At 65.0% G+C, this 20,030-nt stretch carries 13 protein-coding genes, 2 tRNA genes and 3 pseudogenes; 9 read left to right on the top strand and 9 right to left on the bottom strand.

Annotated elements, in window-relative coordinates; all coding sequences use genetic code 11:
* Nucleotides 1-703, top strand: a pseudogene (locus CWO91_RS34950) (NAD(P)H-hydrate dehydratase); the annotation flags it as partial.
* Nucleotides 703-1,140, top strand: a complete 438-nt coding sequence (locus tag CWO91_RS34945; protein ID WP_130220031.1) for a GNAT family N-acetyltransferase — start codon at nt 703-705, stop codon at nt 1,138-1,140. The pseudogene CWO91_RS34950 and the gene CWO91_RS34945, both read left to right, overlap by 1 nt.
* 4 nt (nt 1,141-1,144) lie before the next feature.
* Here CWO91_RS34945 and CWO91_RS34940 read toward each other — a convergent pair whose 3' ends face one another.
* Nucleotides 1,145-2,461 carry a multicopper oxidase domain-containing protein gene (locus tag CWO91_RS34940; RefSeq protein ID WP_130220030.1) on the bottom strand — a complete coding sequence of 439 codons (1,317 nt, stop codon included), beginning with the start codon at nt 2,459-2,461 and terminating at the stop codon, nt 1,145-1,147.
* A gap of 153 nt (nt 2,462-2,614) precedes the next feature.
* Here CWO91_RS34940 and CWO91_RS34935 point away from each other — a divergent pair.
* The 3 genes from CWO91_RS34935 to CWO91_RS34925 all read left to right on the top strand — a co-directional run bounded on the left by CWO91_RS34935 (nt 2,615) and on the right by CWO91_RS34925 (nt 5,159).
* Nucleotides 2,615-2,699 (top strand) — tRNA-Leu (locus CWO91_RS34935).
* Nucleotides 2,700-2,871: 172 nt separating this feature from the next.
* Nucleotides 2,872-4,233, top strand: a complete 1,362-nt coding sequence (gene tig / locus CWO91_RS34930; RefSeq protein ID WP_130220029.1) for a trigger factor — start codon at nt 2,872-2,874, stop codon at nt 4,231-4,233.
* Nucleotides 4,234-4,523: 290 nt separating this feature from the next.
* Nucleotides 4,524-5,159, top strand: a complete 636-nt coding sequence (locus CWO91_RS34925; protein WP_130220028.1) for an ATP-dependent Clp protease proteolytic subunit — start codon at nt 4,524-4,526, stop codon at nt 5,157-5,159.
* 62 nt (nt 5,160-5,221) lie between these two features.
* Here CWO91_RS34925 and CWO91_RS34920 read toward each other — a convergent pair whose 3' ends face one another.
* Nucleotides 5,222-5,428 (bottom strand): hypothetical protein, encoded by a 207-nt coding sequence (locus CWO91_RS34920; protein WP_130220027.1) that lies wholly within the window; start codon nt 5,426-5,428, stop codon nt 5,222-5,224.
* Nucleotides 5,429-5,606: 178 nt separating this feature from the next.
* Here CWO91_RS34920 and clpX point away from each other — a divergent pair, with 178 nt between their 5' ends.
* The 3 genes and pseudogenes from clpX (at nt 5,607) to CWO91_RS34905 (ending at nt 10,099) form a co-directional block, all read left to right on the top strand.
* Nucleotides 5,607-6,878: an ATP-dependent Clp protease ATP-binding subunit ClpX gene (clpX, locus tag CWO91_RS34915; RefSeq protein ID WP_008547851.1), complete on the top strand. Its 1,272-nt coding sequence runs from the start codon at nt 5,607-5,609 to the stop codon at nt 6,876-6,878.
* A gap of 325 nt (nt 6,879-7,203) precedes the next feature.
* Nucleotides 7,204-9,626 (top strand): annotated as a pseudogene (lon, locus tag CWO91_RS34910) (endopeptidase La).
* Nucleotides 9,627-9,694: 68 nt separating this feature from the next.
* Entirely contained in the window at nt 9,695-10,099 is a 405-nt protein-coding gene (locus tag CWO91_RS34905; protein ID WP_130220026.1) for a GFA family protein, read from the top strand.
* 89 nt (nt 10,100-10,188) lie between these two features.
* Here CWO91_RS34905 and CWO91_RS34900 read toward each other — a convergent pair.
* The 3 genes from CWO91_RS34900 to CWO91_RS34890 all read right to left on the bottom strand — a co-directional run bounded on the left by CWO91_RS34900 (nt 10,189) and on the right by CWO91_RS34890 (nt 12,947).
* Nucleotides 10,189-10,265 (bottom strand) — tRNA-Val (locus tag CWO91_RS34900).
* A gap of 262 nt (nt 10,266-10,527) precedes the next feature.
* Complete coding sequence (locus tag CWO91_RS34895) at nt 10,528-10,884, bottom strand: hypothetical protein (protein ID WP_128933421.1); 357 nt, start codon at nt 10,882-10,884, stop codon at nt 10,528-10,530.
* A gap of 230 nt (nt 10,885-11,114) precedes the next feature.
* A complete protein-coding gene (locus tag CWO91_RS34890) occupies nt 11,115-12,947 on the bottom strand; it encodes a caspase family protein (protein WP_130220025.1) in 1,833 nt (610 codons plus the stop codon).
* Between the two features lie 204 nt (nt 12,948-13,151).
* Between CWO91_RS34890 and CWO91_RS34885 the strand changes: the two genes are divergently transcribed.
* The gene (locus tag CWO91_RS34885) at nt 13,152-14,012 is read left to right on the top strand and encodes a class I SAM-dependent methyltransferase (RefSeq protein WP_130220024.1); all 861 of its coding nucleotides are present in this window, start codon (nt 13,152-13,154) and stop codon (nt 14,010-14,012) included.
* A gap of 161 nt (nt 14,013-14,173) precedes the next feature.
* On the opposite strand, the gene CWO91_RS34880 is transcribed toward CWO91_RS34885, so the two are convergent.
* The 4 genes and pseudogenes from CWO91_RS34880 to CWO91_RS34865 form a co-directional block, all read right to left on the bottom strand.
* Nucleotides 14,174-15,166: a cation diffusion facilitator family transporter gene (locus tag CWO91_RS34880; protein ID WP_165405932.1), complete on the bottom strand. Its 993-nt coding sequence runs from the start codon at nt 15,164-15,166 to the stop codon at nt 14,174-14,176.
* Between the two features lie 2 nt (nt 15,167-15,168).
* Nucleotides 15,169-18,380: pseudogene (gene ihpC / locus CWO91_RS34875) on the bottom strand (divalent metal ion exporter subunit IhpC).
* Nucleotides 18,373-19,350, bottom strand: coding sequence for a divalent metal ion exporter adaptor subunit IhpB (ihpB, locus tag CWO91_RS34870; RefSeq protein WP_130220023.1), 978 nt, complete (start codon nt 19,348-19,350; stop codon nt 18,373-18,375). The pseudogene ihpC and the gene ihpB overlap by 8 nt, the downstream one beginning before the upstream one ends.
* The coding region (locus CWO91_RS34865; RefSeq protein WP_165405931.1) for a TolC family protein at nt 19,347-20,030 on the bottom strand (684 nt) is incomplete at its 5' end. The genes ihpB and CWO91_RS34865, both read right to left, overlap by 4 nt.

The raw sequence follows: 20,030 nt of genomic DNA, 5'->3' as shown, positions 1-20,030 counted from the left end.
GTGACGCTGGCGACCCCGCGCGATGCGCTCGCGATCAATGCGGGCGCGCTGACCGCGGTGATGGTTCGCCCGGTCGACACCGCGATCGAGTTCGGCGAGCTCCTCGGCGACAAGCGCTATAACACCTGCATGATCGGCCCCGGCGCGGGCGTCGACGAGCGCACCTGCGATCTCGTTCACACCGCGCTGACGGCGCAGCGGAATCTGGTGCTGGACGCGGACGCGCTGACGAGCTTTGCCGCAAAGCCCGAGCGGCTGTTCGAATCGATCAAGTCCTCGCAGGACAATGCGGTCGTGTTGACCCCGCACGAGGGCGAGTTCCCGCGACTGTTCTCGGATCTCAGCAACAAGCATCCCGGCCGGTCCAAGCTCGAGCGCGTACGCGCCGCCGCCGAGCGCTGCGGCGCCGTCGTGCTGCTGAAGGGACCGGACACCACTGTCGCCGCCCCGGACGGCCGCGCCACCATCGCCGCCAATGCCCCCGCCCTGGCTCGCCACCACCGGCGCCGGCGACGTGCTCTCCGGCATCATCGCAGGCCTCCTGGCGCAAGGCGTGCCGGCCTTTGAGGCCGCCAGCATCGGCGTCTGGATGCATGGCGAGGCGGGAAGCGAAGCGGGCCCGGGGCTGATCGCGGAGGATCTGACCGAGACGCTGCCGGCCGTGCACCGGCGCATCTATGACGCGCTCGGGGTGGAGTACTAGTGCTGAGGCAGCTCGCGCTCGCGGACATGGGTGCGGCCGGCGAGGTCCATCGGATTGCGTTCGACCAGGCGATGCCGTGGCTCGTCGGATTGCACACGCCGGACGAGGACCGCTGGTTCTACCGCGAGCGTGTCTTTCCGACGTGCCGCGTGTGGGGACGCTTCCACGACGAGGTGCTCGGCGGGATCATTGCATTCCGTGAGGGCTGGATCGAGCAGCTCTATGTGCTTCCCACGGCTCAGGGGCGCGGAATCGGTACCGAACTCCTCGACGTTGCCAAAGAAGCCTGCGACCGGCTCGAGCTCTGGACCTTCCAGCGCAACGCGCCGGCGCGGCGCTTCTATGAGGCGCGCGGATTTGCGCTGGTCGAGCAGACCGACGGGGTACGGAATGAGGAGAATGAGCCTGACGCTCGCTATCTCTGGACGCGCCGATAGGCGCTCACTCCACCGCGTACCAGCGCACGAGCCGCGGGGCGGCCCAGTCGGTCAGGACGGATTCGATCAGCCATCGTCCGGGTGAGGTCGCCGCGAATGCGATGCGCTGGGTCTGGCCGGGCTCGATCGCGAGCGTGTCGAGCCAGTAGGGCTTCCAGCCGTCGTCGAGCTTGTCGAGCAGGCGGAAATGGTGGCCGTGCAGGTGGAACACGGTCGTGACGGGGGCTGGGTTCTTCAGCGCCAGCATAACGGTGCGGCCGGCCTTAGTGCGGAAGGTCGGGGCGGAGGCGGTGGAGAAATTGACGGGCCGGATCCAGCCGGCGTCGGCTGCGCCGAGCGCGACATCGAACCGCAGGGCGCCTCTCAGATCGAGTTGATCGGGCAGGTCGTTCGACGGGAGGGGCTGCGGCTCGAACAGCGGCGCGCGCCGCTCTAACCAGCCGGTGATCGTGAGGCTTCCGATCTGGCGCGCCTCCTTGCCGTCATGGAGCAGGAATGGGGCCGATTTGATCGTATCCACAAAGGCGTCGGCGCGTGCGCCGGGAGCCAGCACCAGGGCACCGTTGCGCGCCGGGAAGGGCTCGGCTGGCTGTCCGTCCAGGGCCATCACGCGGACGTCGTGGCTTTCCAATTTGATCGCCAGGACAGTACGTTGCGAGCCGTTGATAAAGCGCAGCCGCAGCCGCTGATTGCCCAAGGCTGAGAGTTCGAATGAAGTCTGTCCGTTGATCGTATAGAGCGGCGTCGTGTCCTTGGGATCGCGCCCCGGGGGAAGCGCGGTCCCATCCGGCCGCACGCGCCATTCCTCGATCAGCAAAACCTCGTCACGATCAACAGTGACCCGGTTTGCCTCCTCGGCGATGATCGGAAGCGGGCGCGCCGGTTGCTTCAGGTCGTCCTCGAAGAGGCGGAAGTCGGCCAGCAGGGTTCCTGCATTAGATATTGAAATAATTGATGTTTCAGTCGTGTCCGGGGCGGTCGGCGCGCGCCCCCGGAGCGGATCGGAAGTGGCCGGGCCGGTCAGGCCGTACCAGACTGGTGCAAGCGGCACAGGCAGCTCGTTCCGGAACACCACCTCGCAGCGGTTGCCGCGCTTGAGACGGACGTTTCCCAGGTGGCTTACGGCGGCCAGCTCCCAGATTGGTGTCGTTGGCTGACCCTGCTTCAAGGCCAGCGTGGCCGGCCGTGCTTGGAGAGCGAGCTGGGCGGTCACGAGCGGGCCTGCGCCACCGCCGATCAGCCCGGCCGCCGAGGCGCCAAGTCCCGTCAAAAGTCCGGCCGAAACCTCGCGTCGGCTCGGGTCAAAAATCCGCGTTGTCATGGCCGATCCGGACCACGCCGCGCTGGATAAGTCCAGCCGTCGTGCCTACTTGAAGCTTGCCTCCAACCGGCCATTTTTTTGCTGCGAACAGTCAGGCACATGCTATAAGCCCGGCCGCCCGCGGCATCGCGGCCGGTCTTGATGCAAATTCACGCGGGCGTGGCGGAACTGGTAGACGCGCTGGATTTAGGTTCCAGTGACGAAAGTTGTGGGGGTTCGAGTCCCTCCGCCCGCACCAAGCGCTTTCAGCGTTTGCACGGATTACGAGACCTGCTTCCGCGCGGATTTTGTCCGCTTGGAGCCGGTCCAATGAACCACCGGCGTTGAGGCGTTTGCCTCGCGTCGGATCGATTAATGACAGCGTCCCGACGCATGCGCGCCGGGACCGAACGAGAAGAAGATTGGACGCCATGCAGGTCACAGAGACCCTCTCGGAAGGTTTGAAGCACGAGTTCAAGATCAGCGTCCCTGCGTCAGATCTCGACGCCAAGGCCGATGCCAAGCTCGTCGATCTCAAGGACAAGGTCCGTCTCAACGGCTTCCGTCCCGGCAAGGTGCCGGTCGGTCACCTGAAGAAGGTCTATGGCCGCTCGGTGATGGCCGAGACCATCGACCAGACCATCCGCGACACCAACACGCAGCTGTTCTCCGAGCGCGGCTTCCGCCTCGCGACCGAGCCGAAGATCACCATGCCGACCGAGCAGGCCGAGGTCGAGGAGCTGCTGAGCGGCAAGACCGATCTGACCTACACGGTCGCGATCGAGGTGGTGCCGGCCATTGCGCTCGCCGACTTCAAGACCTTCGAGGTCGAGAAGCCCGTCGCCGACGTCACCGAATCCGACGTCGACGAGGCGATCAAGCGCATCGCTGATTCCAACCGCACCTTTGCCGCCAAAGGTGAGAGCGCCAAGGCCGCCTCGGGGGATCGTGTCACCATCAACTTCAAGGGCACCATCAACGGTGAGGCCTTCGAGGGCGGCACCGGCGAGGGCATCCAGGTCCTGATCGGCTCCAACACCTTCATCCCCGGCTTCGAGGAGCAGCTGACCGGCATCGGCGCCAACGAGACGCGCACGCTGAAAGTGTCGTTCCCGAAGAACTACATGAACGACAAGCTCGCCGGCCAGCCGGCCGAGTTCGAGACCACCGCGACCTTGATCGAGGCGCCGCAGGATCTCGCGATCGACGACGAGTTCGCCAAGACGCTCGGCCTCGAATCGCTCGACAAGCTCAAGGAAGCCGCGCGCGAGCGGCTGGCCGCCGAATTCGCGACCGCGACGCGTCAGCGCGTCAAGCGCGCGCTGCTCGACCGCCTCGACGAAGCGCATCGCTTCGATGCGCCGCCCTCGCTGGTCGACGAGGAGTTCAATCTGATGTGGAACTCGGTCAAGGCCGAGATGACCTCGGCCGGCAAGACCTTTGCCGACGAGAACACCACTGAAGACGCCGCCAAGGAAGAGTACCGCAAGATCGCCGACCGCCGCGTGCGCCTCGGCCTCGTGCTCTCCGAGATCGGCGAGAAGAACAAGATCACAGTGACCGATGACGAGGTCGGCCGCGCCGTGATCGAGCGCGCGCGCCAGATGCCCGGCCGCGAGAAGGAAGTCTGGGACTATTACCGCAACAACGCCCAGGCGCTGGCCCAGCTTCGTGCACCGATCTATGAGGACAAGGTCGTCGACTTCATCCTCGAGCTCGCCAAGGTGACCGAGAAGAAGGTCTCGCGCGAGGAGCTCTACAAGGACGACGAGGCGGAAAAGAGCGCTGCCTGAAGACGTTGAGAAAGCCTTCCATTAAGGATGATCAGCGAAGGGGCCCAGCTAGCCAGATGGCCGGCTGGGCCTCTTAGTGCGAATCAGCTTCAACTGCCCGGCGGATTAAGCCTTAATGCGCTCCGCACTTGTCAGGCGCGAATTGGGCTATATCTGTCGGTACACCCTGTACCCAATGTTCTGCCTCTACCAAGTTCCTGCATCACAGGACGTCCATCCGCCTTCCGGCCAATCCAGCCAAACTGGCAGCCAAGCCTGGCGATGTCCGTCTCCGAAAACCTAGGTGACTCATGCGCGATCCGGTTGAAACCTACATGAACCTCGTGCCCATGGTGGTCGAGCAGACCAACCGTGGCGAGCGCGCCTACGACATTTTCTCGCGCCTGTTGAAGGAGCGCATCATCTTCGTGACCGGCCCGGTCGAGGATGGCATGTCGACGCTGATCGTCGCGCAGCTGTTGTTCCTCGAAGCGGAAAATCCGAAGAAGGAAATCTCGATGTACATCAACTCGCCGGGCGGCGTGGTGACGTCGGGCCTTGCCATCTACGACACCATGCAGTTCATCCGCCCGCCGGTCTCGACGCTGTGCACGGGGCAGGCGGCCTCGATGGGCTCGCTGCTGCTTGCCGCCGGCGAGAAGGACATGCGCTTCTCGCTGCCGAACGCGCGCATCATGGTCCACCAGCCCTCCGGCGGCTTCCAGGGCCAGGCAACCGACATCATGCTGCACGCTCAGGAAATCCTGAACCTGAAGAAGCGGCTCAACGAGATCTACGTGAAGCACACCGGCCAGACCTACAAGTCGATCGAGGACGCGCTGGAACGCGACAAGTTCCTGACTGCGAACGACGCCAAGGAGTTCGGTCTGGTCGACAAGGTCATTGACAAGCGCGCCGAGGAGCCGACGCCGGCGAAAGTCCCGTAGCACTACCGGGGCGTTACGGCGATCCCTCGGGATCGCCGCGGAGCGTCAGGGCAGTGTTCACGTTAAGGACGCGTGCGCGCGCCGCAAAACGCGGTTTTGCGCCCCGCGACAGGCGGAAAGTTCCGCTTTCGTGCTTGTTTTTCGTGGCAATCCAGCAACGCCGGGGTGATTTCGATCACTTCGCTCGTGCCAAGACCGGAAATCACGGTATTGTCACGGGTAGCCGGCGAGCCCCGATTAGCGAATTCTTGATAGTCGGGTGACAGCATGGTTGGCTACGATTGATCGGCTATGATCGCGGAGAATCGAGCGACCGTGATTCGCACGGGATGTAACGCGTAGGGTCTTTTTTGGTACGGAATTTGCTCTACTTAAGCTTCATACCGGCCATCGTGTCGGAATGGAGCGATCGAGCGGAACGGGATCGAACCGCGGACGGAGACATGAATGAGTAAGGTCGGCACGAGCGACTCCAAAAACACGCTATATTGCTCGTTCTGCGGCAAGAGCCAGCACGAAGTCCGCAAACTGATCGCGGGTCCCACGGTCTTCATCTGCGACGAGTGCGTCGAGCTCTGCATGGACATCATCCGCGAGGAGAACAAATCCTCGCTGGTCAAGTCGCGCGACGGCATTCCGACGCCGAAGGAAATCTGCAAGGTCCTGGACGACTACGTGATCGGCCAGAGCCATGCGAAGAAAGTCCTGTCGGTCGCGGTGCACAACCACTACAAGCGCCTCAACCACCAGACCAAGCACAACGACGTCGAGCTCGCGAAGTCGAACATCCTGCTGATCGGTCCGACCGGTTCGGGCAAGACGCTGCTCGCGCAGACGCTCGCCCGCATCCTGGACGTGCCGTTCACGATGGCCGACGCGACGACGCTGACCGAAGCCGGCTATGTCGGCGAGGACGTCGAGAACATCATCCTGAAGCTGCTCCAGGCCGCCGACTACAATGTCGAGCGCGCCCAGCGCGGCATCGTCTACATCGACGAAATCGACAAGATCAGCCGCAAGTCCGACAATCCCTCGATCACGCGCGACGTGTCGGGTGAGGGCGTGCAGCAGGCTCTGCTCAAAATCATGGAAGGCACGGTGGCTTCGGTCCCGCCGCAGGGCGGCCGCAAGCATCCGCAGCAGGAGTTCCTGCAGGTGGATACCACCAACATCCTGTTCATCTGCGGCGGCGCCTTCGCCGGCCTCGAGAAGATCATCTCGGCGCGCGGACGGTCGACCTCGATCGGCTTCGGTGCCCAGGTGCTCGCGCCGGAGGACCGCCGTACCGGCGAGATCTTCCGTCACGTCGAGCCTGAGGACCTTCTGAAATACGGCCTCATTCCTGAGTTCGTCGGTCGTCTGCCGGTCGTGGCGACGCTCGAGGATCTGGACGAGACGTCGCTGAAGAAGATCCTCACCGAGCCGAAGAACGCGCTGGTGAAACAGTACCAGCGGCTGTTCGAGATGGAGAACATCGAGCTGACCTTCGCCGACGAGGCGCTTGGCGCGGTCGCCCGCAAGGCGATCGAGCGCAAGACCGGCGCGCGCGGCCTGCGCTCGATCCTCGAGGCGATCCTGCTCGAGACCATGTTCGACTTGCCGGGCCTGGAAGGTGTGGAAGAGGTCGTGATTTCGCGAGAAGTCGTGGAAGGCACGGCGCGTCCGCTCTACATCTACGCCGATCGGTCCGATCGCGCCGTCGAGAATGCCAGCGCCTGATTTTTTCGGCGCTGGAACGCTCCAATTGTCTGATCAAGGAGGGCTGCGGAAATGTATCTCCGCAGCCGGTGTTGCGTCGCTTACCTGCGTGCGTAAGCGCCTGATGGCGCGCGTTTTTCGATGACTTGACACCCCCCGGGTCGATAGCCACCTAATGTCGGCGGGCGAGCGAAAATTCTCTTCAAGATTCGCCTCAGTTCCGATCCGGCAAGCCGGTCCAACTCGCAAAAGGACCGACCGGTTCTGCGGATCACCTCGGCACCTCGTGGCGGTTGCGCATGATCAGCGGGCTGCGTGCGAGGGGGCAAAGCAAAAGGAAAAGGCCATGACTAATCCCAAACCCCGGCCAACCATCGTTCATGGCGCAACGCACGCTTATCCCGTGCTGCCGCTGCGCGATATCGTCGTCTTCCCGCACATGATCGTGCCGCTCTTCGTCGGCCGCGAGAAGTCGATCCGCGCGCTCGAAGAGGTGATGAAGAACGATGCGCTGATCATGCTGGCGACGCAGAAGAACGCGTCCGACGATGATCCGGCGCCCGATGCGATTTACGAGACCGGTACGCTTGCCAGTGTGCTCCAGCTCTTGAAGCTTCCCGACGGCACCGTGAAGGTGCTGGTCGAAGGGCTCGAGCGTGCGCGCGTGCAGAAATATACCGATCGCGCCGACTATTACGAAGCGACCGCCGTCGCGCTCGCCGACACCGACGCGAAGTCGGTCGAGGCCGAGGCGTTGGCACGCTCGGTCGTGTCCGACTTCGAGAGCTATGTGAAGCTCAACAAGAAGATCTCGGCCGAGGTCGTCGGCGTCGTGCAGGCGATAGCTGATTTCGCCAAGCTCGCCGACACGGTCGCCTCGCATCTCGCGGTCAAGATCGCGGACCGCCAGGGCATCCTGGAGACGCTGTCCGTCACCACGCGCCTCGAGAAGGTGCTGGGCCTGATGGAGAGCGAGATCTCGGTGCTCCAGGTCGAGAAGCGCATCCGCTCGCGCGTCAAGCGCCAGATGGAGAAGACCCAGCGCGAGTATTATCTCAACGAGCAGATGAAGGCGATCCAGAAGGAACTCGGCGACGACGATGGTCGCGACGAGCTCGCCGATCTCGAAGAGAAGATCTCCAAGACCAAGCTCTCCAAGGAAGCGCGCGAGAAGGCGCAGCACGAATTGAAGAAGCTGCGCCAGATGTCGCCGATGTCCGCGGAAGCGACCGTCGTGCGCAACTATCTGGATTGGCTGCTGTCGATCCCGTGGAACAAGAAATCCAAGGTCAAGAAGGACCTGGAAGCGGCGCAAGCCATCCTGGACTCCGACCATTACGGGCTCGAGAAGGTCAAGGAACGTATCGTCGAGTATCTCGCGGTGCAGTCGCGCGCCAACAAGCTGACGGGTCCGATCCTGTGCCTCGTCGGGCCTCCCGGCGTCGGCAAGACCTCGCTCGGCAAGTCGATCGCGAAGGCGACCGGGCGCGAATTCGTGCGCGTCTCGCTCGGCGGCGTGCGTGACGAGGCCGAGATCCGCGGTCACCGCCGCACCTATATCGGCTCGATGCCCGGCAAGATCATCCAGTCGATGCGCAAGGCGAAGTCGTCCAATCCGCTGTTCCTCTTGGACGAGATCGACAAGATGGGCGCCGATTTCCGCGGCGATCCGTCCTCGGCGCTGCTCGAGGTCCTCGACCCCGAGCAGAATGCGACCTTCAACGACCACTACCTCGAGGTCGACTACGATCTGTCCAACGTGATGTTCATCACGACCGCGAATACGCTCAATATTCCGGGCCCGTTGATGGACCGCATGGAGATCATCCGGATCGCGGGCTACACCGAGAACGAGAAGGTCGAGATCGCGCGCAAGCATCTGATCCCGAACGCGGTGTCCAAGCACGGCCTGGACTCCAAGGAGTTCTCGATCGACGACGACGCGCTGCTGCTTTTGATCCGCCGCTACACCCGCGAGGCGGGCGTGCGCAATCTGGAGCGTGAGCTCTCCACACTCGCCCGCAAGGCGGTGAAGGAGCTGATGATCTCCAAGAAGAAGTCGGTCAAGGTCACCGAGAAGACTCTGGAAGAGCTGCTCGGCGTGCCGAAATACCGCTTCGGCGAGATCGAGAGTGAGCCGCAGGTCGGCATCGTCACCGGCCTTGCCTGGACCGATGTCGGCGGCGAGTTGCTGACCATCGAAGGCGTCATGATGCCCGGCAAGGGCAAGATGACGGTCACGGGCAATCTGCGCGACGTCATGAAGGAGTCGATCTCGGCGGCGGCGTCCTACGTCCGCTCGCGTGCGATCAACTACGGCGTCGAGCCGCCGCTGTTCGACAAGCGCGACATCCACGTGCACGTGCCGGAGGGCGCGACGCCGAAGGACGGTCCGTCCGCGGGCGTCGCCATGGCCACCGCGATCATCTCGTCATGACCGGCATTCCGGTCCGCCACGATGTCGCGATGACCGGCGAGATCACGCTGCGCGGCCGCGTGCTGCCGATCGGCGGCTTGAAGGAGAAGCTGCTCGCAGCTGCCCGCGGCGGCATCAAGACGGTGCTGATCCCCGAGGACAACGCCAAGGATCTCACGGAGATTTCCGATGCGATCAAGGGCGGCATGGAGATCATCCCGGTCTCGCGCCTCGACGACGTCGTCGCCAAGGCGCTGGTGAAGAAGCCGGTGCCGATCGTCTGGGAAGAGGACACCAAGGTGACGGTGAAGCCTGATGGCGACGAGGCCGCCGGCGGCCTGACCGCTCACTAGCTCAGTGAAAGATGATAAGACGGCGCCTTCGGGCGCCGTTTTTGTTTTGGGGCCGAGGGGAGAGGGCGATGCAGATCGACGGGCAATGCCATTGCGGCAATATCACCTTCGAGGCCGACATCGATCCCGAGGAGGTCTCGGTCTGCCACTGCACCGATTGCCAGACGCTGACCGGCTCGCCGTTCCGGGTGACGGCCGTCTGCTCCGGAGCGGACGTCCGCCTGACCGGCGGCACGCCAAAGATCTACGGCAAGCGGGGCGACAACGGCCGCATGCGCTTTCAGCATTTCTGCGCCGATTGCGGTTCCCCGCTGTTCACGAGCGGCGAGGGCGATGACGCCGACGATTGGGGCATCCGCTGGGGCAGCATCCGCCAGCGCAACGCTCTTAGGCCGGTCCGGCAGATCTGGTGCCAGTCGGCGGTGGTCTGGATCGATGCGGTGCCGGGGCTGCCAGGGAGGCCGAAGGATTGAGGTTGGCTTGCGGCAAGCCTTCGCCAGCTTCGCACTAATGAGTGCCTCGGCTGGTTTGCCAAGCCGTAGCCTGCGAAGCAGGCGAAGGCTGGTGGGCGGTCACGGATTCGAACCGCGGACCCTCTCGGTGTAAACGAGATGCTCTAACCAGCTGAGCTAACCGCCCAAGTGCGCCTTCAAGTGTGCGCCTCCAAGTGCGCCTCTTTAGCGCCCCGGCGGGTGCCGAAGCAAGAGCCGAGCGCGCCGCAAACTGGCTCCAATTTGCGGCCTGGTCAGGGTTTTCATGCTGGACACGAGCAGCCCTGCAGCTGGCCCGCTGCAGGGCAATCCTCTTTCGTCGCGCGGATCTCGTCGTCCGGCCGGGGAGGCCGAGGAGGCGGCGATCATGCCCGCGGCCGCCGTGCGGCGCCTCGAAATTCCCGTCCGAGTCAGGCTGTCTTGGTGAACATGGTCAGGACACCGTCGGCGATGTTGATCGCGACGACTTGTGACGAACTCAAGCCCTTGGCCTTGAGCACGGAGGCTGCCTCCGGTGTGGCGTCGATGGACTGCCGAAGCGACTGGATGTCTTTATCGCTTGTGTGCGCCACGAGTTCATCGACTTTCGCGCGCACCGCCGGCTGCAATTCCTTGACGTCCACGACCTGTATGCTCCGGATCACCGTGCTCGACTGAGTGGACGGCTGTTCCGCGCCGGGTTGCGACGATGCGCCCTGTGCCTGCACCAGGGTAGGTGTTCCCAGGGAGAGAGCTGCAACGATGACGGATGCCGTGAAGCTGCGCATGGTCTGCCTTTCCAGTTTGAGGAACGGCGAATCTATCGAGGAAATCTGGTTGGCATCTGATTCCGATGTGGCCGTTCGGTGAAACCAATGCGGCCGCAATGCGCAAAGAGGGTCCGCGGTTCGAATCCGTTACCGCCCACCAGTCTGCGCTCGCAGGTCGAGCGAGGCAGCGTCGTTCTCGTTGGGGCTAGCTTCAAGTTAAGCAGTACTGCTGGACGATTACACCGCTGTCAGTTGCAAACTTCGACGTCGCCAGGTCCACTGCCGTAGCCACGTACCCCGGCTCTATTTGCCTCGAGCCTGCAGCCCGATCGAATTGGACGGCAACCGGCTGCATTGCAAATTATCTGTCCTGACGATTTGGCTTGCGGAGACGGTGGCGCAGCCTCCGTTTGTTTCCGCTCGGTATCCCGCCCTTTCGAATTATCGCGCGTCGCGACCGGCTTCTTGTCCTGGATCTTCTCGCATTCGTTGTCGTCATTGACGCGATAGCCCGCGCGGCAGGCGATCTTCACGCAAGCATCCCCATCGGCCCTGAAGCCGTGATCGCAGACCAGCGGGCAGACGCGGCCTGGCTTGGCCTTGATCGCGTCCAGCGCATCGAAGCTCGCCAGCTTGGCGTCGAGCTTCGTGCCGGCGTACTTGTTGAACAGCGCCAGCGAGCGCTGTGACGAAGCGTTCCAGTCGCCGTCCGCCGAAGCCGTCAGACAGCCGACGCGGCGGAGTTCTGACTGCACCAGCTTCGTCATTTCCTGCGGCGACAGGCTCGGCTGCGACGAAGTCGGGGCGACGGCGGCGACCTTCTGTTCATTGGCGACCTTCGGCTTTTGCTCGGCGGCGGCCTTGTCGCTCGCGAGCTTCTCGGCCAGCGCCTTCTCGGCTGCCTGCTTGTCCGCGAGCGCCTTCGCCGCTGCGGCCTCGGCCTCCTTCCTGCGTTGCTCGGCTGCGGCCGCCCTGGCTTCCTCGACCTGCTTGGCCTTCTCGGCCGCAAGACGCTTCTCCTCGGCCGCCTTGGCGGCGGCCGCCGCCTTCTCCTGCTCGGCCTTGGTGGCGCGCTCGGCGGCGAGCCGGGCCTTGGCGTCTTCAGCCTGGCGCGCCTTGTCGGCGGCGGCGGCGCGTGCCTCTTCGGCCGCGACGTTTTTCAACTGCGCGCGGGCGAGGCCGGCATAGAAGCCGTCGGGATAGGCTTGCAGGAAGGCCTCCCACGCGTCCCGGTTTCCCGCCTGCAGCGCCAGCTCATAGTCCCGGCGCACGGAGTCCTGAGGGCTCGCTTGCGGTCCCGTTGCGACGGGTTTTGCCGGGATCAGTGCGACGTCATCGCCGCCCAGCGAGCCATAGACGTACGGCTCCTGCTTGTAGCCGGTGTTCTTGAGGACATCGTCGCGGACGAAGCCGAACGCCTTGCGCAGATCGAGCCCCGGCGTCGGCAGCCGCTCGACCAGGGCCGCCGCAAACGGGCTGTTCCTGGAGTCGCCGTCCGAGGCGGTCGAGCCGGCCTTGGCCGCGAAGGCGATCATGGTGTTCGGGCTGGTCGGCTCGACCTTGGCAAGGCCCCGCCCGATCGCGCGCGCTGCCATCGTCCGCTTCATGGTTTTAGAGAAGGGATTGTCGCGGCAGGCATCGAGGATGACGAGCCGGAGCTGCTTGGCCGGCTCGACCGCGAACAAGGCGCGGTCCAGCGGCAGCGTCTCGTCGAGCACATCGCTGTCCGTCTCGAGCGTCGCATCCGTCGGGATCAGGTAGTTGGTGCCGTCCAGTTCGATGCCATGACCGGCGTAATAGACGACGGCCACGTCGGCCTCACGCGCCTTGCCGCCAAAGTCGCGCAGTGTGCGGCGCATCTCCGCGGCATTGAGATCGAGCTTGATCTCGACCAGGTCGAACCCGGCTTTCTTCAACATGCCGCCAACCAGAGACGCGTCGTTCACGGGGTTGGCGAGCCTGGGGGCGCTCTTGTAGGCGGAATTGCCGATCACGAGGGCCACGCGCTTTTCCGCGTGTGCCGATCCGCAGCCAAGACAGAATACGACGAACAAAAAAAGAAAAATCCGAATCGCGCCCATTGCAGCCCCAAATCGCAATGTGATCAGAATAGTCGGAGCATGCCACCAAGGCAAAGCCTCCCATGTGACCAATATCACACGAGCCTGCAGGGCGGTGACCCGTATCAAGCCGCCGTGCCGAAATCGGCCTTGCGACAGGGAACGACATGCGGATAAGCCTCTTTGGGCCGAGCGGGGGCGATCGGCACCGTCGCGGAGAAGTCGATGCAGCAGCCTAGCGGACACGAGCAGAACGCCGACCAGATCGCCTATTGGAACGGCCCGAGCGGACAGCGCTGGGCTGATCGTCATGCGGTGCAGGAGACGCTGCTCGGGCCGATCGCGGACGTGCTGATCGACCGTGCCAAGCCGAAGCCGGGCGAGCGCGTGATCGACGTCGGCTGCGGCTCGGGTGCAACGACGGTCGCGCTCGCGAAGGCGGTGGCGCCTGGTGGCTTTGCGCTCGGCCTCGACGTCTCCGATCCGATGCTGTCGCAGGCGCGCGCGTTGGCGCCGAAGGGCCTGCCGCTCGATTTCGTGCTGGCGGATGCGACCGTTCACCCGTTCGAGCCGGCGAGCTTTGATCTGCTCGCCTCGCGCTTTGGCGTGATGTTCTTCGCCGACCCCATCGCGTCCTTCACCAATCTCCGCCGTGCGCTGAAGCCGTCCGGGCGGCTTGCCTTCGCCTGCTGGCGCGAGCCGAAGGAAAATCCGTGGATGATGGTGCCGCTGATGGCGGTCTACAAGCACGTGCCGAAAATGCCGCCGGTCGGACCGGAGGAGCCGGGCCCGTTCGCCTTTGCATCAGAAGAGCGGGTGATGCGCATCCTGAAGGGCGCGGGTTTCGTGGACGTGGCGATGCAGCCGCATAATCTTGCGATGGATGTCGCGATCGGCGGCGGGCTCGATGCCGCCGTCGACGGCGCGCTCCAGATCGGCCCCGCCAGCCGCGCGCTCCAGGGCCATCCGCCGGAGACATACGAGGCCGCCAAGGCTTCGATCCGCGACATGCTCGCGCCGTTTCTGAAGGGGCAGTCGGTGACGTTGCAGGGCGCGATCTGGATCGTGACGGCGAAGGCGGCGTAGGCGCGCTGCTTCCCCATCGTCATTGCGAGCCAACGGGTCCGCGCGCAGCGCGGCCCGATGACAGGCTCCGCGAAGCAATCCCGGCTGCCTCAACAGAGACAGTCTGGATTGCTTCGTCGCAAGTGCTCCTCGCAATGACGGTGTGGATGGGCGTGTGAATTCTACACCACATCATCCGGCGCCAGCGCGCAGCCGTTGTCGGGATGCGTCTCGATCTGAAGCGTGGTGTGGCCGATGCGGAAGGAGGTCTTGAGCAGCTGCGCGGTCTCCATCAGGAATGCGTCGCCGGCCCCAGTGGGCATCACGAGATGGCAGGTCAGGGCGGTCTCGGTGGTCGAGATCGGCCAGACGTGGAGATCGTGGATCCCTGAGACGCCCGGCCGCGCCAGCAGGAACGCCCTGATCGCGGCGAGGTCGGTGCCCTTGGGCGCTGCCGCCATCGACATGTCGATGGAGCCGCGCAACAGGCTGGTCGTGCTCCAGAGGATGGTGGCGCAGATGACGAGGCTGGTTAAGGGATCGAGCCAGAGCCAGCCGGTCCAGATGATCAGCGCCGCCGAGACCACGACGCCAAGCGAGACCGCGGCATCGGCGGCCATGTGCAGGTACGCGCCTTCGATGTTGATGTCGTCCTTGCGTCCGCTGGCGAACAGCATGGCGGTGAAGCTGTTGATGAGGATGCCGATGCCGGCCACCACCATCACCGTCACGCCGGCGACCGGCTCCGGCGCGCGGAGGCGCAAAATCGCCTCCCAGCCGATGGCGCCGGTTGCGACCAGCAGGAACACCGAATTCGCCAGCGCCGCCAGAATGGTGGAGGCGCGCAGGCCATAGGTGAAGCGGCCGCTCGGCGCACGCCTTGCCGCGATCGAGGCGCCCCAGGCCACGACCAGACCGAGCACGTCGGACAGATTATGGCCGGCATCCGCGAGCAAGGCAGTGGAGTTGCCGATATAGCCGTACACGGCTTCGGCCACGACCAGCGCGGTGTTGAGCGAAATGCCGATCGCGAACGCCTTGCCGAAGCTGGCGGGCCCATGGACATGCGCGTGTCCATGGCTGTGGCCATGAGCAAGGCCGTGGTCGTGACCATGATCATGCGAATGGCCGGCATGATCATGGTGGTGATGTCCGTGATGGTCGTGGCCGGCCACCTCTAGCGCTCCCCGGACGCTGCCAAATCAGGCGCCATTGTAGGCGTTTCGGTGCCTGCGTCACGGCGGAACAGCACGTAGAGCGCCGGCAGCACCAAAAGCGTCAGCACGGTCGAGGAGATGATGCCGCCGATCACCACGGTCGCAAGCGGCCGCTGCACCTCGGCGCCGGCGCCGGTCGCGAGCGCCATCGGCACGAAGCCGAGGGAGGCGACGAGGGCGGTCATCAGCACCGGGCGCAGCCGCGTCAGCGCGCCCTCGCGCACGGCATCCACGACGGACCGCCCCTCGCTGCGCAACCGCTCGATGAAGGCGATGATGACGAGCCCATTGAGCACGGCCACGCCCGACAGCGCGATGAAGCCGACGCCGGCGCTGATGGATAAAGGAATGTCGCGCAGCAGCAGTGCCGCAACGCCGCCCGTCAGCGCCAGCGGCACGCCGGAGAACACCAGCGCCGCATCGGCCGCCGATCCCATACCCATGAACAGCAGCAGGAACACCAAGAGCAGCGCCACCGGCACCACGATTGTCAATCGCTTGGTCGCGGAGACCAGCTGCTCGAACTGCCCGCCCCAGCCGATGAAGTAGCCCGGCGGTAGCTTGACCTTCTCGGCGACGGCGGCCTGCGTCTCGGCGACGAAGGAGCGCAGATCGCGCCCGCGGACGTTGGCCATCACCACGACGCGGCGCTTGCCGTTCTCGCGGCTGATCTGGTTGGGGCCCGGCGCGATCTCGATCGCCGCAACGGAGGAGAGCGGCACGTAGCGCGGCGTCGTCCCAGATGCCCCCGGCCAGGCGGTTTTCGTGACGGCCGCGATGTCCTCGCCCGGCGGCAGCGGGATCGGCAGCGACTTGATCGTATCGGGGTTGGCACGCAGGCTTTCCGGCAGCCGCACCACGATGTCGAACCGCCGATCGCCCTCGAACAGCTTGCCGACCGGCTTGCCGCCGATCGCGATCTCGACGAGGTTTTGCACCTCGCTGAGGCTGAGGCCGTAGCGCGACAGCGCCTGGCGGTCGAGCTTGACGGTGAGGATCGGCAGGCCCGCGATCTGCTCGGTCTTGATGTCGGCGGCGCCCTCGATGCCGCGAACCACGCCGTTGACCTGCTGGGCGATGCCGGCGAGCACGTCGAGATCGTCGCCGAAGATCTTGACGCCGACGTCGCTGCGGATGCCGGCGATAAGCTCGTTGAAGCGCATCTGGATCGGCTGGGTCATGCCATAGGCGGTACCGGGCAGGGTGTTGGCGGCGCGTTCGAGCTCGGCCACGACCTCGTCCTTCGGCTTGGCCGAATCGGGCCATTCCTCGCGCGGCTTCAGCGTGACATAGGTGTCGGCGACATTCGGCGGCATCGGGTCGTTGGCGATCTCGGCGGTGCCGATCTTGGAGAAGATGGTCGCGACCTCCGGCACCTGCTTGATCGCCTTTTCCAGGCGGAGCTGCATGTCGACGCTCTGGGTCAGGCTGGTGCCGGGAATCCGGATGGTCTCGATGGTGATGTCGCCTTCATCGAGGCTCGGAATGAACTCGCCGCCCATGCGCGTTGCGGCGAAGATGCTGCCGGCGACGATCAGCAGGGCGCCGAGCGCGACACTGCCGCGATAGCGGATCGCGCGGTCGAGCAGGGGCAGATAGAGCCGCCTGGCGGCCCGCATGAAGACGTTCTCCATCTCCGAGACCTTGCCAGTGACGACAATCGCAACCGCGGCGGGGACGAAAGTGACCGACAGCAGCGCCGCGCCCGTGAGGGCCATCAGCACGGTCAGCGCCATCGGCGTGAACATCTTGCCCTCGGTCCCGGTCAGGGTGAGGACCGGAAGATAAACCACGGCGATGATCAGCGTGCCGAACAGGCTCGGCTTGATCACCTCGCTGCTTCCGACGCGGATGGTCTGGAGGCGTTCGTCCAGCGTCAGCAGCCGGCCGCGGCGGTGCTGCTCGGCGGCAAGCAGCCGCAGGCAGTTCTCGACGATGATGACCGCACCGTCGACGATGATGCCGAAATCGATCGCGCCCAGACTCATCAGATTGGCGCTGACCTTGCTCTCGACCATGCCCGTGATCGTGAACAGCATGGAGAGCGGGATGACGCAGGCCGTGATCAGCGCGGCGCGGATGTTGCCGAGGATCAGGAACAGCACCGCGATCACCAGCGCCGCACCCTCGACGAGGTTCTTCTCGACGGTCTGGATGGTGGCTTCCACCAGATGCGTGCGGTCGTAGACGGCGCGCGCGATCACGCCGTCGGGGAGCGATTTGGCGATCTCCGCGAGCCTGGCCTTCACGCGCTGGGCCACAGTGCGGCTGTTCTCGCCGATCAGCAGCATGGCGGTGCCGAGCACCGTCTCGCCGCCGTTCGCCGTCGCAGCACCGGTGCGCAGGTCCCTGCCTTCGCTGACCTCGGCGACATCGCGGATGCGCACCGGCACGCCGCCGCGCGAGCCGATCACGATGCCCCTGATGTCCTCGATATTGGCGACCTGGCCGGGAGCGCGGACGAGATATTGCTCGCCGTTGCGCTCGATATAGCCGGCGCCGACATTGGCATTGTTGGCGGCCAGCGCCGTCATGATGTCGCGGAAGCCGAGTTTGTAGGCCATCAGCTGCCCCGGAATCGGCAGCACATGAAACTGCCGCTCATAGCCGCCGATCGAGTTGACCTCGATCACGCCGGCAATGGTGCGCAGCTGCGGCTTGATGATCCAGTCCTGGATGGTGCGCAGCTCCGTCGGCGTGAACTCGGCACCCGTCGGCGACTTTGCGCCGACCTTTGCTTCGACCGAGTAGACATAGATCTCACCGAGCCCGGTCGAGATCGGCCCCATCGCAACCTCCGTGCCTGCAGGCAACTGGTCCTTCGCCTGCTGGATGCGCTCGTTCACAAGCTGGCGCGCGAAATAGATATCGGTGCCGTCCTGGAACACGACGGTGACCTGGCTCAGGCCGTAGCGCGAGATCGAGCGGGTGTAGTCGAGCCTGGGCAAGCCGCCCATTGCAGTCTCGAGCGGAAAGGTGATGCGCTGCTCGGCCTCGAGCGGCGACAGCCCCGGCGCGCGCGTGTTGATCTGGACCTGGACGTTGGTCACGTCAGGCACGGCATCGATCGGCAGGCGCGTGAAATTCCAGGCGCCAAGGGCACCGGCCGCGAGGGCGAGCAGGACCACGAGCAGCGCTGGCGGACCGAGAAGGCGAGGAGGGCGTCAATCATGCTCGGCCTCGCCCTTGCCCATCTCCGCCTTGACCACAAAACTGTTCTCGGCGACGTAGCGCTCGCCAGCCGAAAGGCCCGCGCGGATCTCCACGAATCTCAGATCGGAATCCCCAAGCTCCACCGGGCGCGCCTCGATCTTGTCGCCGTCCTCGCGGACGAACACGATCGTCTTGCTCTCCAGCGTCTGGATCGCGCTGCGGCGCACGGCAACCGCGACGTTGCGCGCGGCGAGGATCAGCCGCGCCGTGACGAACAGGCCGGGACGCAGGCGTCCGTCCGGATTTGGCAGCACCACGCGGGCGAGCGCGGTCTGGGTCTCGCTCGAGCCGATCGGCGCCATGTAGGAGATCGTGCCCTTGATCTCGCCGCGGCCATCGTCGAGATCGATCAGCACCTCGTCGTTGAGGCGGACGCGCCGCAGGTCCTGCCGGTAGATCGACAGATCGACCCAGATGGTGGAGAGGTCGGCGACGACGAAGGCCGGCTTCTGCTCGGAAGCGTATTCGCCGAGCGAGATCTGCCGCTCGATGATGGTGCCGGCGATCGGCGCCCTCAGCTCGTAGACGGTGAGGCTCTGGTTGCTTTCGATCGCGGCGAGCAGATCGTCCTTGCCGACCTTGTCGCCGATGCGCTTCAGGATCGATTTGGCGATGCCCGGAAAGCGCGGCGTCACCTGCACCACGGCTTCCTGGTTGGCGCGCAGGATGCCGTTGAAGGCGAGCGTGTCGGTCAGCGTCGCGCTCGCGGCTTCCGCCAGCACCACGCCGGCTGCAGCGAGCTTGACATTGGAGATGCGGATGCGGTCGGCGCCGTGCTCGTCCTGCTCGACATGGTCGTTCGGCTTCTCCGGCCTCTTCTCCGCGGCATGCTCGGCGGGCGGAACCCTGGCCGGCGCCAGCAGGGCATAGCCACAAGCGCCGAGGGCAGCAGCAATGACGGCGACGACAATGGTGGAGGACGTCTTCATCGTGCGCTCTCCCGCGCCAGCGTGAAGGGATTGCCGACGAGGCCTTCGATGGTCGCCACCCCCGCATGAAAGTTCTGGAGCGCCTCCTGCTCACGCAGCCGCGCCTGGGTGACGCTTGCCTGGGCGTCCAGCACTTCGAGCAGGGTGAAGCGGCCTTGGCCGTAGCCTTGCGAGATCGCCTCGGACGCTTCAACGGCCTTCGGAATCGCGGTCTCGCGCAGGACCGCGAGTTCGCGTAGCGAGCCTTGCAGCGAATCGTAGGCCCGGCCGGCGATCACGATCAGCGTGTTGCGGTTGGCCTCGCGCTCGGCTTTGGTCTTGGCGAGGCTCTCCTGCGCCGAGAGGATGTTGCCCTGGTTCTGGTCGAACACGGGAATCGGCACCGAGAGGGTGAGGCGCACGGCATCGTCATTGGTTTCGTTGTAATGGCGCCAGCCGGCCGCGATCCGCACGTCGGGGTAGGGCTTGAGCCGTGCCAGCAACAGCTCGGCATTGCGCTGAGCATAGACCGCGGTCCAGCGCACCAGCTGCGGATTGGCATCGATCGCGGCGACGACCGACTGGAACGTCGGCGGGCGTCCCGTGGTGTTGAGCCGGCCAGAGACCTCGCCGAATTTCGCGGCGGGATCTCCCATCAGCACCGCCAGCTCGCGCCGGGCGCTGGCCAGCGTCGCCTTGAA

It is taken from the genome of Bradyrhizobium genosp. SA-3 (assembly GCF_004212635.1).
Lineage (GTDB): Bacteria > Pseudomonadota > Alphaproteobacteria > Rhizobiales > Xanthobacteraceae > Bradyrhizobium.
The sequence above is the reverse complement of the archived record's forward strand: the minus strand, read 5'-3'. Positions and strand labels throughout refer to the sequence as shown.

What these genes read in the sequence shown, in the direction of transcription:
- CWO91_RS34940 (WP_130220030.1), bottom strand. Translation starts at nt 2,461, where the DNA reads ATGACAACGCGGATTTTTGACCCGAGCCGACGCGAGGTTTCGGCCGGA.
- tig (WP_130220029.1), top strand. Translation starts at nt 2,872, where the DNA reads ATGCAGGTCACAGAGACCCTCTCGGAAGGTTTGAAGCACGAGTTCAAG.
- CWO91_RS34925 (WP_130220028.1), top strand. Translation starts at nt 4,524, where the DNA reads ATGCGCGATCCGGTTGAAACCTACATGAACCTCGTGCCCATGGTGGTC.
- CWO91_RS34920 (WP_130220027.1), bottom strand. Translation starts at nt 5,428, where the DNA reads ATGCTGTCACCCGACTATCAAGAATTCGCTAATCGGGGCTCGCCGGCT.
- clpX (WP_008547851.1), top strand. Translation starts at nt 5,607, where the DNA reads ATGAGTAAGGTCGGCACGAGCGACTCCAAAAACACGCTATATTGCTCG.
- CWO91_RS34905 (WP_130220026.1), top strand. Translation starts at nt 9,695, where the DNA reads ATGCAGATCGACGGGCAATGCCATTGCGGCAATATCACCTTCGAGGCC.
- CWO91_RS34895 (WP_128933421.1), bottom strand. Translation starts at nt 10,884, where the DNA reads ATGCGCAGCTTCACGGCATCCGTCATCGTTGCAGCTCTCTCCCTGGGA.
- CWO91_RS34890 (WP_130220025.1), bottom strand. Translation starts at nt 12,947, where the DNA reads ATGGGCGCGATTCGGATTTTTCTTTTTTTGTTCGTCGTATTCTGTCTT.
- CWO91_RS34885 (WP_130220024.1), top strand. Translation starts at nt 13,152, where the DNA reads ATGCAGCAGCCTAGCGGACACGAGCAGAACGCCGACCAGATCGCCTAT.
- ihpB (WP_130220023.1), bottom strand. Translation starts at nt 19,350, where the DNA reads ATGAAGACGTCCTCCACCATTGTCGTCGCCGTCATTGCTGCTGCCCTC.